13 protein-coding genes and 1 pseudogene are annotated in these 14,314 nt (G+C 70.0%); 6 read left to right on the top strand and 8 right to left on the bottom strand.

Annotated elements, in window-relative coordinates; genetic code table 11:
- Position 1 precedes the first annotated feature (1 nt).
- The 6 genes and pseudogenes from HF576_RS05690 to HF576_RS05665 all read right to left on the bottom strand — a co-directional run bounded on the left by HF576_RS05690 (position 2) and on the right by HF576_RS05665 (position 6,090).
- Complete coding sequence (locus HF576_RS05690; RefSeq protein WP_168911750.1) at positions 2 to 880, bottom strand: phosphogluconate dehydrogenase C-terminal domain-containing protein; 879 nt, start codon at positions 878 to 880, stop codon at positions 2 to 4.
- Positions 877 to 1,671 carry a sugar phosphate isomerase/epimerase family protein gene (locus HF576_RS05685; protein ID WP_168911749.1) on the bottom strand — a complete coding sequence of 265 codons (795 nt, stop codon included), beginning with the start codon at positions 1,669 to 1,671 and terminating at the stop codon, positions 877 to 879. The genes HF576_RS05690 and HF576_RS05685 overlap by 4 nt, the downstream gene beginning before the upstream one ends.
- Positions 1,668 to 2,441, bottom strand: coding sequence for a triose-phosphate isomerase family protein (locus HF576_RS05680; RefSeq protein ID WP_168911748.1), 774 nt, complete (start codon positions 2,439 to 2,441; stop codon positions 1,668 to 1,670). Before HF576_RS05680 ends, HF576_RS05685 begins: the two co-directional genes overlap by 4 nt.
- The gene (locus HF576_RS05675) at positions 2,441 to 2,926 is read right to left on the bottom strand and encodes a ribose-5-phosphate isomerase (protein WP_168911747.1); all 486 of its coding nucleotides are present in this window, start codon (positions 2,924 to 2,926) and stop codon (positions 2,441 to 2,443) included. Before HF576_RS05675 ends, HF576_RS05680 begins: the two co-directional genes overlap by 1 nt.
- Positions 2,919 to 4,651: pseudogene (locus HF576_RS05670) on the bottom strand (dihydroxyacetone kinase family protein). The gene HF576_RS05675 and the pseudogene HF576_RS05670 overlap by 8 nt, the downstream one beginning before the upstream one ends.
- A 38-nt stretch (positions 4,652 to 4,689) precedes the next feature.
- Positions 4,690 to 6,090 carry an MFS transporter gene (locus tag HF576_RS05665; protein WP_168911746.1) on the bottom strand — a complete coding sequence of 467 codons (1,401 nt, stop codon included), beginning with the start codon at positions 6,088 to 6,090 and terminating at the stop codon, positions 4,690 to 4,692.
- Between the two features lie 133 nt (positions 6,091 to 6,223).
- Between HF576_RS05665 and HF576_RS05660 the strand changes: the two genes are divergently transcribed.
- Positions 6,224 to 6,982 (top strand): FadR/GntR family transcriptional regulator, encoded by a 759-nt coding sequence (locus HF576_RS05660; RefSeq protein ID WP_168911745.1) that lies wholly within the window; start codon positions 6,224 to 6,226, stop codon positions 6,980 to 6,982.
- A gap of 15 nt (positions 6,983 to 6,997) precedes the next feature.
- Here the strand turns inward: HF576_RS05660 and HF576_RS05655 are convergent, their stop codons facing one another.
- Positions 6,998 to 8,347, bottom strand: a complete 1,350-nt coding sequence (locus tag HF576_RS05655) for a family 43 glycosylhydrolase (RefSeq protein WP_168911744.1) — start codon at positions 8,345 to 8,347, stop codon at positions 6,998 to 7,000.
- 140 nt (positions 8,348 to 8,487) lie between these two features.
- Between HF576_RS05655 and HF576_RS05650 the strand changes: the two genes are divergently transcribed.
- From HF576_RS05650 to HF576_RS05630, 5 genes are all read left to right on the top strand, one after another.
- Positions 8,488 to 9,801: an ABC transporter substrate-binding protein gene (locus tag HF576_RS05650; RefSeq protein ID WP_168911743.1), complete on the top strand. Its 1,314-nt coding sequence runs from the start codon at positions 8,488 to 8,490 to the stop codon at positions 9,799 to 9,801.
- Positions 9,802 to 9,883: 82 nt separating this feature from the next.
- Positions 9,884 to 10,843: a carbohydrate ABC transporter permease gene (locus HF576_RS05645; protein ID WP_168911742.1), complete on the top strand. Its 960-nt coding sequence runs from the start codon at positions 9,884 to 9,886 to the stop codon at positions 10,841 to 10,843.
- Positions 10,840 to 11,748 (top strand): carbohydrate ABC transporter permease, encoded by a 909-nt coding sequence (locus HF576_RS05640; protein ID WP_168911741.1) that lies wholly within the window; start codon positions 10,840 to 10,842, stop codon positions 11,746 to 11,748. Before HF576_RS05645 ends, HF576_RS05640 begins: the two co-directional genes overlap by 4 nt.
- Positions 11,749 to 11,768: 20 nt before the next feature.
- Positions 11,769 to 12,365, top strand: a complete 597-nt coding sequence (locus tag HF576_RS05635) for a hypothetical protein (protein WP_168911740.1) — start codon at positions 11,769 to 11,771, stop codon at positions 12,363 to 12,365.
- Positions 12,362 to 13,297, top strand: coding sequence for a nucleoside hydrolase (locus HF576_RS05630; RefSeq protein ID WP_168911739.1), 936 nt, complete (start codon positions 12,362 to 12,364; stop codon positions 13,295 to 13,297). Before HF576_RS05635 ends, HF576_RS05630 begins: the two co-directional genes overlap by 4 nt.
- Here the strand turns inward: HF576_RS05630 and HF576_RS05625 are convergent.
- Positions 13,270 to 14,277, bottom strand: a complete 1,008-nt coding sequence (locus HF576_RS05625) for a LacI family DNA-binding transcriptional regulator (protein ID WP_168911738.1) — start codon at positions 14,275 to 14,277, stop codon at positions 13,270 to 13,272. The two genes, HF576_RS05630 and HF576_RS05625, sit on opposite strands and share 28 nt — an antisense overlap.
- Positions 14,278 to 14,314 lie beyond the last annotated feature (37 nt).

Below are 14,314 nucleotides of genomic sequence, written 5' to 3'. Positions count from 1 at the left end.
GTCAGCGCTCGATCTTGTCGAGGTGCAGCATCCGTGCGAGGTTCTTGTCGAGCTCGTCGTCGCGGAAGATCTTCTTCCAGTCATCCTTGATGATGCTCTCGCGGCCATAGTCCATGGCGATGAGGCAGGCGTCCGAGAACGGGTTGTCGCCGCGCAGGCCGTTGGCGAGCGCCACCTGGGTGTGGCCGTACAGGATGCTGCGCGCCGCCGCCTCGGGAACGCCCATGGTGTTCACGGTCTCCTGCAGCGCCTCGTTCAGCAGCGCGCCGATCATGCACGCGACGGTCTCGACGAGGGTCGGCTCGAGCTGGGCGAGCTGCTTGATCGTGACCCAGTGCACATCGATCACCGGCGCGTAGATCGCGCGCACGGTCGCCTCGACGATCGCCTTCTTGGCGGGGTCGTCCGACTCGATCGCGGCGATCGCGTCCTGCGGGGCGGCGATGCCGCCGAACGTGTCGGCCCACTCCTCCGGCGTCTGCCGCTGCAGGAAGATCGACGGGTGGCACGGGTGCGCGACGGCCTGGATGACGTCCTCGCGAGTGGTCAGCAGACCGGCGTACGCGGCGGCGGGGTCGAGCGTCAGCACGATCGCGCCGGCCTTCAGCTGGGGCACGAGGTCGGCGGTCACGGACTGGAGGGCGAGGTCGGGCACGGCGAGCACGACGATCTCGGCATCGGCGACGGCGGCCGCGGCATCCGTCAGCTCACGGCCCGCGTCGATCGTGCGCTGCTGCCCTGCGGGCGAGTTCTCGACGTACGACACCTGGTGCGCGGTCTTCACGAGATTGTTCGAGACGCGCATGCCCATCTTGCCGCCCGCTCCGATGACGGCGATCTTGTAGGTCTGGGTGCTGGTCTCGTTGGCGGTGGTGCTCATGCGATGCTCCTCAGGTATTCGACGGTGAGGCGGGTCCATTCCCGCTCGGTTCGGATGGTGGTCTCGGCGTCGCCCTGCCACGAGAGCCAGTGCTCGACGACCTCGTTGATGCCGCGTTCACGAGGACGCACCGTCTCGATCAAGTGCGTGTAGTCGTGCAGGCCTTCGCCCATCGGCGCGCCGCCGTAGGTGAAGCCGACCCAGCCGGCCTGACGCGCGAACGCGAAGTCCTTGACGTGGATGTTCTTCACGTACGGCGCGGTCGCCGCGACGCAGTCACGCGGGAGCTCGAGACGGGCGACGACGTTCGCCGGGTCGAGGCAGACGCCGAGCCGCTCGCTGCCGATGCGCTCGATGAGCCCGACGAGGTCGGCGGTGGCGATCTGCTCGTAGGTCTCGAGGGCGAGGTCGACCCCGGATGCCTCGAACCTCGGCAGCGCGACGCGCAGCCACTCTTCGGCCTGGTCCAGGGTGGGCCGGGTGTCGGGGGAGTACAGCATGCTTCGCACGAGCTTCGCGTCGAAGAGTTCGGCGACTGCGAGGAACCGTTCCAGCCGCTCGGGCTCGATGCCCTTGGTGCCCAGCTCGATCCTGAGGCCGAGCTCGCGCGCCGCGGCCGCGGCGTCGGCGAGCTCGCGGTCGGTCATCGTCTCGAGCGGGGCGTAGTCGCAGATCTGGAACAGATCGACGCCGAGCTCTTTCGTCGCCGTGAACGCGCCGACGAGTGACAGGGGCTGCGGCACCTGGTCGGAGTGCTGCCAGAAGAACGCGTACGTGCCGAGCCCGATCATGCCGACTCCCGCTTGGCGGCCAGGGCGGATGCTTCGTCGAGGACGGTGATGAGGGCGTGGGGGTCGTGGGCGAAGCGGCCGAGGAACAGGCCGTCGACGTCGTCGCCGAGGTGGGTGAGCAGGCCGGGGCCGGCGGAGCCGCCGTAGATGACGCTGCTGCCGGCCCGTGCGGGAAGCGCGTCCAGCGCGGCGCGCAGCGCGCGGGTGACCTCGGTGATGTGGGCCGTGGGTGCGGGCTGGGGTGCGCCGATGGCCCATACCGGCTCGTAGGCGACGATGACCGGGCCGGCGGGGGAGTCCTCGAGGTCGGCATGCAGCTGGGCGACGGTCGCCGCCGCCGCGTCGGCGGCGGCGAGACGGTCGGTCTCGCCGACGCACAGCACCGGCACGATGCCGGCGTCCAGCGCCGCGGCGACTTTCGCGGCGACGACCTCGTCGGTCTCGCCGAAGAGGCGGCGGCGTTCGGCGTGCCCGACCTCGGCATAGGCCACGCCGATCTCGGCGAGCTCGGTAGCGGTGACTTCGCCGGTGAACGCGCCGGCCGGGAACGCCGAGACGTCCTGCGCGCCCACCCGCACCGGGGTGCCCGCGAACGCGTCGAGGGCTGCGGGGATCTGCAGGTAGGTCGGGATCACGAACAGCCGCACGTCACCGGCGGTCACCGCGAAGTGCTCACCGACACGCTGCGCGACGTCGGCGAACCAGGCCGCAGCCTGCTCGTGCCCGAAGTAGGTCTTCAGGCTCACTCCCACGATGACCGGGCCGGGCATCAGCAGCTGCCGGTGGTCTCGAACTCGTCGATGACAGCGACCTTCTCCGCCGACGCGGAGGACGTGTCGAACCGGTAGGTCAGCCACTCCCGCACCAGGCGGCGGGCCAGCTCGATCCCGACCACGCGCTGACCCATGGTGAGGACCTGGGCGTTGTTGGAGAGCACACCCCGCTCGACCGAGTACGAGTCGTGCGCGGTGACGGCGCGGATGCCGGGCACCTTGTTCGCCGCGATCGCCACCCCCAGACCGGTGCCGCAGATCAGCAGCGCCCGGTCGGCATCACCCGCCGCGACACGCTGCGCCGCTTCGATCGCGACCCTCGGATACGGGGTGTGACCGTCGGGGTCCACGCCGACATCGATCACCTCCACGACACCGGGGCTGTTCTGCAGGTCCTTCTTGAGGATCTCCTTGTAATCGAAGCCGGCATCATCCGCGCCGACCACGATTCGCAGCGGCTGGGGTGTGGTGGTGTCAGACATTCGCGTTCTCCTTCCGGGTCGTGAGCAGCTCGCCCACGGCGGTGACGATGAGGGCGAACGAGTGCGCGCCCGGGTCGGGGGTTCCCACGCTGTTCTGGCCGTGGGTGCGGGCGCGTCCCATCCGGGGCAGCAGCTCCGCGGTCGCCGCAGCGGCACGGGTCGCGGCATCCGCGGCCGTCCGCCACGCCGACGCGAGGTCCGCGCCGCCGTCGACGGTCTGGGCGAGGGTCGAGCTGAACGGCACGAGCGCGTCGACCATCGTCTTGTCGCCGACCTCGGCCTTGCCGTACGCCATCACGCCCTGCACGCCGGCGACGATCCCCGCCGCGATGGCGGCCGGCTCAGGGTCGCCGTCGTCGCCGAGCTTGGCCGCGAGGGCGCCGAGAATGACGCCCCACAACGCGCCCGAGGTGCCACCGGCTCTGTCGGACCATGCGTCTGCGGCCCGCGCCAGCGTGGTGCCCGCGCCCGCACCGGCGTCGACCGCCCCGCGGGCGGCGGCCAGGGCCGCGTGCGAGCCGCGCTGCATGCCGATACCGTGGTCCCCGTCTCCGGCGACCGCGTCGATGCGGCCCAGCTCCTCGACGTGGGTGTCGACGGTGTCGGCGATCGTCTGCACCGCGGCCAGCACCGTGACCGCGACGGTGCGGGATGCCTCATCCGCCGGCGGCACGTCCTCGAGGGTCGCAGCATCCAGGATCGAGGAAGCACCTGCACTGAGCGCGGTACGAGCCGAAGTATCCGCCTGCGCCGCCGTCGTGACCGACCCGCGCCGGTAGGCGGGGGTGTCGACGGGCGTCTGCCACAGGCCGGCCAGTTCGGCATCCGGCCAGAACAGCGTGAGCGACGTGCCGGCCATGTCGAAGCTGGTGCAGTACTCGCCCACGTGCGGGTCGACGATCGCCAGGCCCGCATCGGTGAGCAGCTGCGCGATGCGCCGGTAGACGACGAACATCTCCTCGTACTTCAACGAGCCCAGGCCGTTGAGGATCGGGACGACGCGGGCCCCCCGGGCCGCGTCGACACCGTTGGGAACCTCGCCCAGCAGCCGCTGCACCAGCAGCTCGGCCAGGCCGTCCGCGGTCGGGATGCTCGTCTCGTCGATCCCCGGCTCACCGTGGATCCCCAGGCCCACCGCCATCCGGCCCTCCGGCACGGTGAACAGGGGTGCTTCGGCGCCGGGAAGGGTGCAGCCGGTGAACGCGACCCCGAACGAGCGGGTCCGCTCATTCGCCAACCGCGCCACCCGGGTCACCTCGGCCAGGTCGTACCCGGCCTCGGCCGCCGCCGCGGCGATGCGGAACACCGCGAGGTCACCGGCGATGCCGCGGCGCTTGTGCTTCTCATTGACGCTCGCGCTGACGACATCTCGGTGACCGTGACGGTCTCGCACGCGATGCCCTCGCCGCGCAGCCGCTCCTGGGCGGCGTCGAAGTTGAGCACGTCGCCGGCGTAGTTGCCGTAGCTGAAGAACACGCCGCCGCCGCCCTCAGCGGCTTTCGCGACCGCGTACACCTGCTGCCCCGACGGCGACGCGAACAGATTGCCCATCGCCGCACCGTGCGCCAGCCCCTGCCCGACCAGACCCCCGAACGCGGGATAGTGGCCCGAGCCACCACCGATCACGACCGCGACCTGACCCGCGGGCGAGACCGTCGAGCGCACCACGCCCCCGGTCACGCGACGCACGTAGCGCCCGTTCGCCGCGACGAACCCCGCGATCATCTCATCCGCGAAATCCGCAGGATCATTCCACAGTCGTGTCATCGGGACTCCTCCGCGGCGGCCGCGCTGGCCGGCGTCGGCGTGACCGGCGCGGCACTTTCGTCCACGGTGACAGCGTTGATGCGGTTGCTGCGGGCGAGCAGCACCATCAGTACGGCCGACAGGAGCATGAAGAAGCCGACGATGAACATCGGCACCTCGTAGCCGCCGGTCAGATCGTGCACGGCGCCGGTGACGTACGGGGCCGAGAAGCCGGCCAGGTTGCCGATCGTGTTGATGAGTGCGACACCCGCGGCGGCCGCGGCCCCCGTGAGGAAGCGGGTGGGCAGCGTCCAGAAGTTGGGCAGCGCGGCGAAGATCGCGCACGCCGTCACGGTGATGACCGCGATCGTCGCAGCGGGGGAGCCTGCGAAGAGGGCGAGCGGGATGCTGACGGCACCCGCGATGGCGGGAACGGCGATGTGCCACGTCTTCAGGCCCCGCTTGGAGGCATCCCGCGACCAGAAGTACATGACGATCGCAGCGGGCAGGTACGGGATCGCGGTGATGAGGCCCTTCTGCAGGACGTCGAAGGTCTGCCCGGTCTGCTCCTGGAATCCTTCGATGATCGTGGGCAGGAAGAACGCCAGCGCGTAGAGGCCGTAGATGAAGCCGAAGTAGATGAACGACAGCACCCACACGCGCCCGCTCTTGAAGGCGTACTTCGCCGAGACGTGTCCCTGCTCCTTCTTCTGCGTCGCCGCCTTCTCGCGGTCGAGCGCGTCGGTGAGCCACACCTGCTCCTCGCGGGTCAGCCACTTCGCGTCGGACGGCTTGTCCTTGAGGTAGAACCACGCGATGACGCCGACGATGATCGCCGGGATGGCGACGCCGAAGAACATGAAGCGCCAGCCCTCGAGGCCGAAGAAGACCTGGTCCTGCTGGATGAGCCACCCTGCCAGCGGAGCGCCGATGACGGTCGTGAGCGGCTGCGCGAGGTAGAAGAGCATGAGCACGCGACCGCGGTACTGCGCGGGGACCCACAGGCTGAGGAACAGGATGGCGCCGGGGAAGAAGCCGGCCTCGGCCACGCCGAGGAGGAAGCGCAGGACGACCAGCTGCTCGAAGTTCTGCACCCACGTGAACAGCAGCGCGACGATGCCCCAGCTGACCATGATGCGGGCGAGCCAGCGCCGGGCGCCGAACTTGTGCAGCGCCAGGTTCGAGGGAACCTCGAGCAGGATGTAGCCGATGAAGAAGACGCCGGACGCGAAGCCGAACTGGGCCGCGCTGAGCGCGAGATCCTCGTTCATGCCGTTGGGGGCGGCGAAGCCGATCGCGGTGCGGTCGAGGTAGTTGATGAAGAACATCAGCGCCACGAACGGCACGAGGCGGATCGAGACCTTGCGGATGGTTGATCGCGCTACCCGCGCGTCGGGGGTGGTCTGCGTGCTGTCCACGGTGACTCCTGCTCATCGACAGTGATTCGAGCGACCATTCGGCCGGCTCCAGTGTGACAAACCGGTTGACCAATTGCAAGTCCCCGGCGCTGCGAGGGTCAACCGGCCGGGTCCGCGCGTATAGGTTGTTCGCATGCCCGCCTATCCCGACGACCAGTCTGCCGAGATCGCCGCGGCCCTGGGTGCTCTGCCGGCAGGGACGCCGGTGTCCGAGGTCGCGCGACGTCTCATGGACCTCTTCACCGGCGGCTCGCTCGCGTCAGGCACGCGCCTTCCCCCGGAACGGCAGCTGGCCGCGACGCTGGGCGTCGGCAGGTCGGCCGTGAGAGAGGCGCTGGCAGCCCTTGAGATCCTCGGCATCGTCGATGTGCGTCCGGGCTCGGGGACGTATCTGCGCGGCACGGCCAGCGAGCTGCTGCCGCAGACCCTGCGCTGGGGCCTGCTGATCGGCGAGCGCAACACCGCGGAACTGCTCGAACTCCGGTCGGGCCTGGAGATCTACGTCGCCCGGCTGGCAGCCGCCCGCGGCAACGCGCGAGAGCTCAAGGCGGTCGAGACCAACCTCGAGCGCATGCGGTCCTCCATCGAGGATCTGCGGGCCTTCGCGAAAGCCGACCTGGAGTTCCATCACGCGCTCGGGCGCGCCGCCGAGAACAGCATGCTCGTCGACCTGCTGCATGTCGTGCGCTCACTGCTGCAGGTCTACGCCGATCGTGCCGTGCACAGCACGGCCGCCGCGCTCCTCGCGGTCGAGGAGCACGACGCCGTCCTGCGGGCCGTCCAGGCGGGAGATCAGGATGCCGCAGCCTCGGCCATGGCGATCCACATGGCGACGGCATCCGCTCGCCTCGCCGCCGATGCGGCTGCCCGCACCCCCGCCGACGTCGGCTGACCTGCCGGGGCTGGTTCAGGCGTCGATCTCGAACAGGGCGCCGTCGGGCGAGTGCGCGCTGAGCGCGCACTCGAGGCCGGTCCACTGCGTGGGCACGGGAGTGAACCACCTGCCGGCCGGCTCGCCGTCGACACGGAAGCGGGCCTCGGTGCCGTCGAACTCGACCCCGAGTCGTACGGGGGCGCTCGTATGGACGACGATCTCGTGGTCGACGGCATCCGCGACGGCTTCGACCTCGGACGGGGCGACACGCAGTCGGTGATGGCTCTCTCCGAGCAGGGAAAGAGCGCCGGCGCCCTCCCGCAGCGTGACCTCGAACCGGGGCGCCCGTTCGAGGGGCCGTGCGAGGATGCCCCCGGCGCGCAGGCCGATGCGCCGTTCGTCGGCACGGGTCACGAGATCGTCCGGTGACGCTCCGTGGCCATGCCATCCGGCATCGGCCGTGGCCGTGGGCAGGGACCCGGCGAACGGCCGAGCGGCCGGCATCCGCCATTCGGCCACGGGTTCGGGCGCACCCCCGGCCACGGCTGCGCCGATCCGCGGCCAGCCGGCCTCATCCCACGCCAGCGGCTGCAGGTGGAGGATCCGGCCGTGCTGCGGCGTGTGCTGGAAGTGCAGGAACCACTCCTCGCCGCCTGCTCCCACCACCCACGCGCCCTGGTGGGGGCCGTTGATGTCGCTCGCCCCTTGCTCGAGCACGACGCGGGCCTGCCAGGGTCCGGCGAGATCGGGGGAGCGGAAGACGTACTGCCACCCGGTCTCGACACCGCCCGCGGGCGCGAACACCAGATACTCGCCATCGCGGCGATAGAGCTTCGGTCCCTCCAGCACGCTGCACCCGTCGATCGCGTCGCCGTCGATCAGCACGTGCGACGGGCCGAGCACCCGGGTCAGCGACGAATCGACCTCCACGATGTCGAGTCGATTGGCGAAGCCGGCCCGCGACCGCGCCCAACCATGCACCAGCCAGGTCCGGCCGTCGGCGTCCCAGAAGGGGCACGGATCGATCGGACCCGGTCCCGGTACGAGCATGCGCGGCGCCGACCACGGACCTTCGAGCCGCGGTGCCTCGGAGACGTAGACGCCGCGGTCGGGGTCGGCCCAGGTGATGTAGAGCCGGCTACCGTGCTCGCGGATGGCCGGTGCCCAGACGCCTCCGCTCGGCTGCACAAGTGGCTGGTGCCCGCCGGCGAATCCGGCCGGGCGCCACGTGACGAGATCGTCGGACCGCCACAGCGGCAGACCAGGCCGCCGGTCGAAGCTCGACGCGACCATCGCATACCCGCCGCTCGACAGCGCGATCACATCGGGGTCCGGCACGTCGAATGCCAGGACGGGGTTGGCATAGCTCGAGTTCTGACTCACGTTCACTCCGTACTGGCAGACCTACTTGGGTAACCGGTTGACCTCTGATACTGTACCGGGAACCGGTTTCTGAGCGAGGACCGAACCCGCGCGGAACCGCTGCACCGAGGGAATCCACCCCACTCAAAGAGGAGCTCAACATGGCACAGGCACCAAGGCGACCCGGACGCCGGGCGCTGGGCGCAGGTCTGATCGCCGCTGGACTCGTGGTCTCGGCCACGGCGTGCGCGGCAAGCGAGGACGCGGGCGGAGGTGAAGCAGCGGACGGTCCGGTGACGATCTCCTTCCAGTGGTGGGGCAACGACGAGCGCGCCGTCCTGACCGAAGAGGCGCTTGACCTCTTCGAGGAGCAGAACCCCGGCGTCACCGTCGAGACGTCGTTCTCGGCCATCGACGCCTACATCCCCAAGCTCGCCACCCAGATCGCCAGTGGCTCGCAGCCCGACCTCTTCCTGATCCCGATGGAGTCGGTCAAGGAGTACACCGAGAAGGGGGCGACCTCCGACCTCAGCGAGTACATCGGAGACGTGATCTCGGTCGACGACATCCCCGAGGCGACCCAGAAGATCGGCCAGATCGACGGCACGTTCTACGGGTTCACGCTCGGCACGGCGACCTACGCGTGGGCCTACGACCCCATCGCATTCGAGGAGGCTGGCGTCGAGGCGCCCGCCCCCGGGTTCACATGGGACGACCTGATCGACGCCGGGGAGAAGATCCGCGCCGCGAGCGGCGGGACGAAGGCCGCGATCAGCGACCCGGGTGGTTACATCGCGCACTTCGCGACCTGGCTCGAGCAGAACGACAAGGAGCTCTTCACCGAGGAGGGCGAGCTCGGCTTCGACGAGGACGACCTCGAGGGCTGGTTCGACCTGATGCAGGAGCTGCGCGATTCGGGCGCCTCCACCGACCCGCAGACGACTTCGACGCTCGACCAGAGCATGCAGAACTCGGGCTTCGCCCTCGGCAAGTCGGCGGGTGAGTTCATCGCCGCCTCGATCACCGGAGCGTTCGTCGACACCATCGGCGAGGAGCACGTCGCTCTTGCTCCGTATCCGTCCGACACCGATCGGCTCGGTCTGAGCATGGCGGGCACCAACGTCGCGGCGGTCTCGCCCGAGTCCGAGCACCCCGAGGTCGCCGCCAAGCTCCTCGACTTCCTGATCAACGACCCGGAGGCCGCCGAGATCCTGGGTCTCACACGCGGAATCCCGCTGAACACCACCAACTACGAGGCGCTCGCGCCCACGCTGTCGGGCGGCGACAAGATCGTCAACGACTTCGTGCTGGAGTACCAGCCCGAGTTCAGCGACCCGTCGCCGCTGGCGCCCCCCGGCGTGAGCACCCTTCCGGCGGACTTCACGCTGGCCTACGAGAACATCATCTTCGGTCAGCAGTCCAACGAGGAGGCCGCGAAGGCGCTCTACGCGACCTTCGAGTCCGCGATCTCCTGATCCGCGTCCGGCCGGGTCGTCGCCGACGGCCCGGCCGGACACCGCCCCCTGCATCCACCACCGACATCACCCAGGAGTGCCGATGACGGCGACCCTTCCCGAAGCGGCGGCTGCGGCATCCCGCCCGCCCGCCCCCGCCCCGTCCGCGAAGCGCCGCCGGCAGCCCCGAGACGGCGCCGCGTGGGTGTTCCTCTCGCCGTGGCTCATCGGCGCGGCGCTGCTGACGATCGGGCCGATGGTGGCCTCGCTGGTGCTCTCGTTCACCGACTACGACCTGTTCACGGCCCCGGAATTCGTGGGTACGGCGAACTACGAGCGGATGTTCTTCGAGGACCCGCGGTTCTGGAAGTCCGTCGGCGTCACCCTCAACTATGTGCTGGTCGCCGTGCCCCTCAAGCTCGCTGCGGCGCTCGGCATCGCGCTGCTGCTGAACCGCCCGCGCAAGGGGCAGGGCTTCTACCGGTCCGCGTTCTATGCCCCGTCGCTGCTCGGCGCGAGCGTCGCCGTCGCGATCGTCTGGCGGACGCTGTTCTCGGACGACGGCGTCGTGGACGAGACGCTCAGCGCCGTCGGGCTCGACCTCGGCGGGTGGATCTCGAACCCGTCCATGGCTCTGTACGTCCTCGTCACCCTCGCGGTCTGGCAGTTCGGCGCGCCGATGGTGATCTTCCTGGCGGGGCTCAAGCAGGTGCCCGCCGAGCTCTATGACGCCGCCGCCGTCGACGGCGCGGGGCGCTGGCGCACGTTCTGGTCCGTCACGTGGCCGCTGCTGTCGCCGGTGCTCTTCTTCAACCTCGTGCTCGAGATGATCGGCGCGTTCCAGTCGTTCACGTCGGCCTACGTCGTCAGCGGCGGGCGTGGCGGTCCGATCGACTCGACGCTCTTCTACACGCTCTACCTCTACGACCGCGCCTTCACCGCGTTCGACATGGGATACGCCTCGGCGATGGCGTGGTTCCTGCTGGTCGTGATCGCGATCGTGACCGCCCTCATCTTCCGCAGCTCGCGCAGCTGGGTCCACTACGCCGGAGACGACCGATGACCGCCACTCACGCCGACGCGACCGCGACGCTCGTCACGGGTCGCCCCGCCGAGCGCCGACGTCGCCCCCGCCGCTCGCTCGTCGGGTCGATCGTGTGGCACGTCTTCTGTCTGGCGCTGCTGCTGCTCCTGCTCTACCCCGTGGCCTGGCTCGTCGGCTCGTCCTTCAAGCCCGGCACCGAGATCCTGACGAACGCGACGCCGTTCCCGCACGAGTTCACGATCGAGAACTACCAGATCGCGGTGCAGGGTGTCGCGGGGCTCAGCCTCTGGCAGCTGCTCGGCAACTCGCTGACAATCTCGGTGCTGACCGTCGTGGGCAACGTCCTCAGCTGCGCGCTCGCCGCGTACGCATTCGCGCGGCTGCGATTCCGCTTCCGGTCAGTGCTGTTCGCGTTCATGATCTCGACGATCATGCTGCCGATGCACGTGGTGCTGATCCCGCAGTTCATCATCTTCAACGAGATGGGCATGGTCGGCACCTTCCTGCCGCTCGTCCTGCCGAAGTTCCTTGCGACCGAGGCGTTCTTCGTGTTCCTGATGGTGCAGTTCATCCGCGGCATCCCTCGCGACCTCGACGAGGCGGCGCTCATCGACGGAGCCGGCCCGTATCGCACGTTCTGGTCGATCATCCTTCCCCTGATGCGCCCCGCGCTCATCACGACGACGATCTTCTCGTTCATCTGGAGCTGGGACGACTTCTTCCCCCAGCTGATCTACCTGAACGACCCGAAGAACTTCACGCTGCAGCTCGGGCTCCGCCTGTTCGTCGACCAGACGAGTGCCTCGGCGTTCGGGCCCATGTTCGCGATGAGCGTGCTGGCGATCCTGCCGGTGGTCATCTTCTTCGCGGTCTTCCAGCGCTACCTCGTGGACGGCGTGGCGACGTCGGGACTGAAGGGATGACGACGGTTACGCAGCGTCGCGTGGCTCGACGTCGCGCGCCCAGCGGCCTCGACCCGCACTCGTCCACCTTCGCCGCCTTCGCCGACATGCTCTACGCGGGCGTGCTGGTCTTCGGGCTGTCCGTGCTCCTGGTCACATGGTTCGCGGCCCTCAGCGCGGGCGTGGAGGAACTGCGTTCGGCGAGAGCCGAAGACCGGCACGTGCGGGCGCGCGCCGTGTGGTCTGCGTTCGCGAACCGCGTCGCTCGGCATCCCCTCTCCCACGTCGTGGTGCCGACGGCGGTCACTGCGCTGCTCGTGGTCGACGTCGTGGTGCTGCCGTACGTCGCCCCGGGCGAGCTGTGGGCGACGGCGCTGCCGATCGTGTTGGCGGCCGGACTCGGCGCGATCGCACTGCGGATCGCAGGGGCGTGGCGGCGCGACGTCCCCGCGCGGCGCACGTTCGCCGTGGCGTGGCGACGGATGTCGCAGGATGCCCCGGGCTCGGCGCTGCTCGTGCTCGCGGTCGCCGCCGCCGGCGCCGTGGTCGCCATCGCCCCGATGCTCGCCGTCGTGATGCCCGGGCCGCTCGCCCTCGCGGCGGTCGCCATGGACCGTGAACCAGTGGAGCCCGCATGAGAATCGACGACCCCCGCACGCGCCGCGTCATCATCGACTCCGACGTCAAGAACGAGGCCGACGACCAGTTCGCCGTCGTGCACGCGCTCCTCTCGCCGTCGCTCGACATCCGCGGCATCATCCCCGCCCACTTCGGCGCCGAGCGGTCGGAAAGATCGATGCTCGACTCGCGCGACGAGCTCGATCGCCTTCTCGCGCTGCTCGGCGCGCCGGATGGGGTGCCCATCGCGAACGGCGCGCCCCACCCACTGCCCGACGGGCAGACGCCGGTCGACAGCCCCGGAGCGCGCCTGATCATCGAGGAGGCACGGCGCGCAGACGCCGGTCCGCTCTTCATCGGGTTCCTCGGGCCTCTCACCGACATGGCCAGCGCGCTGCTGGCCGCGCCCGACATCGCCCAGACGGACACGACGGTCATCTGGATAGGCGGGCCGCCCTACGGCGATCGTGAATGGCGCGGGACGTGGCCCGAGTTCAACCTGCGCAACGACATCCACGCGGCCAACGTCGTGTTCGCGTCGGGGATTCAGATCTGGCAGGTGCCGTCGAACGTCTATCGGCTGGCCGGCGTCGGGTACGCGGAACTACGTCGACGTGTCGAGCCCTGCGGCGACCTGGGGCGCTACCTCGCGCAGACCGTCGTCGATTTCAACACGGCGCATCACCGCGTTCCGGTCGAGTCGCGCTCGCTGGGGGACTCTCCGGCGATCGCGCTCATGCTCGATCCGTGGTGCGCGTCGTTCCGTCGCCAGTCGCCGGTGCGGTTCACCGAGGACGGCCATTGCGTGCCGTCCGAGCGCGGCGGCGACGTGCTCGTCGTCGAGCAGATCGACGTGCGCTTCTTCCTCGAGGACATGTTCGCCAAGCTCGCCGAGTTCGGCGACTCCGGATCGCTCCCTCAGCGTCAGGCTGGGGCCGGGCCGGTGCTGTGACGCTCGACCAGCGTGCCCTCGACCCACACCGGCTCCGCCGCGGGCCGGCCCGCCATGGCGTCCTTGAGCTGCGCCCACGCCTGCGTTCCGAGGGCGTCTTTCGGCAGCGAGACCGTCGTCAGGTGGGGCCGGCTGTAGCGGGCGAAGGGGATGTCGTCGACCCCGACGACCGAGAGCCGGCCGGGGACCGAGACGCCTAGATCGTCCAGCCGGGAGAGCAGCCCGATCGCCACGAGGTCGTTGAAGGCGATGACGGCGGTCGCGTCGCTGCGCAGCACTGCGTCGGCGATGTCGGATCCCGCGTCCAGGGACGCACCGACCTCCTGACGCTGTACGACCAGCCCCGGATGGCGCTTCTCCGCGTCTGCGACCCCCTCCAGGCGGAGCCGGTTGGACGCGCTCGAGAGCGGACCTCCGAGGTAGAGCAGGCGCCGGTGACCGAGGCCGGCCAGGTGGTCGGCGACGAGCCCGATCGCGTGCCGGTAGTCCATCGCCAGCTGCGCGACGGGGGCCGGCGTGGGCCGGTTGATCAGCACCATCGGCGCGGCCTGCGCGAGCACGGCCGCGAGGTCCTCATCCGGCATCCGGGGCGCGCACAGCAGCAGCGCATCACACCGTCGCCGGGCATCGAGGGCCGCGCGGCGCTCGAGCTCGGGCCGCTCTCGCGTGTCGCCGACGAGCACCTGGAAGCCGTCCTCGGCGGCGCCGAGTGTCACGCCGTGCAGGATCGCCTGGAACATGGGGTTGCCGAGGTCCGGCACCACCACGGCGATCGTGTTCGTCCGCCCCAGCGAGAGATTGCGCGCCGTCTCGCTCGGACGGTAGTCGAGCTGCGCGATCGCCGTCTCGACACGTTCGGCGAGCGCCCGATCCACGCTCGCGCGGCCGTTGAGCACGCGCGAGACCGTCGCGCGAGAGACGCCGGCGGTTCGGGCGACATCGCCGATCGTCGCGGCACGCGTACCCCGCGTATCGGTCATCCGTCGCCTCCTCTCGCGGGAGCGGCGCCGGCAGCCT

The sequence above is a fragment of the Microbacterium salsuginis genome, assembly GCF_012524205.1.
Classification (GTDB): Bacteria; Actinomycetota; Actinomycetes; order Actinomycetales; family Microbacteriaceae; genus Microbacterium; species Microbacterium salsuginis.
The sequence above is the reverse complement of the archived record's forward strand: the minus strand, read 5'-3'. Positions and strand labels throughout refer to the sequence as shown.

Coding starts and splice junctions, on each gene's coding strand:
- HF576_RS05675 (WP_168911747.1), bottom strand. CDS start 2,926: ATGTCTGACACCACCACACCCCAGCCGCTGCGAATCGTGGTCGGCGCG.
- HF576_RS05640 (WP_168911741.1), top strand. CDS start 10,840: ATGACCGCCACTCACGCCGACGCGACCGCGACGCTCGTCACGGGTCGC.
- HF576_RS05645 (WP_168911742.1), top strand. CDS start 9,884: ATGACGGCGACCCTTCCCGAAGCGGCGGCTGCGGCATCCCGCCCGCCC.
- HF576_RS05690 (WP_168911750.1), bottom strand. CDS start 880: ATGAGCACCACCGCCAACGAGACCAGCACCCAGACCTACAAGATCGCC.
- HF576_RS05650 (WP_168911743.1), top strand. CDS start 8,488: ATGGCACAGGCACCAAGGCGACCCGGACGCCGGGCGCTGGGCGCAGGT.
- HF576_RS05680 (WP_168911748.1), bottom strand. CDS start 2,441: ATGCCCGGCCCGGTCATCGTGGGAGTGAGCCTGAAGACCTACTTCGGG.
- HF576_RS05685 (WP_168911749.1), bottom strand. CDS start 1,671: ATGATCGGGCTCGGCACGTACGCGTTCTTCTGGCAGCACTCCGACCAG.
- HF576_RS05630 (WP_168911739.1), top strand. CDS start 12,362: ATGAGAATCGACGACCCCCGCACGCGCCGCGTCATCATCGACTCCGAC.
- HF576_RS05625 (WP_168911738.1), bottom strand. CDS start 14,277: ATGACCGATACGCGGGGTACGCGTGCCGCGACGATCGGCGATGTCGCC.
- HF576_RS05660 (WP_168911745.1), top strand. CDS start 6,224: ATGCCCGCCTATCCCGACGACCAGTCTGCCGAGATCGCCGCGGCCCTG.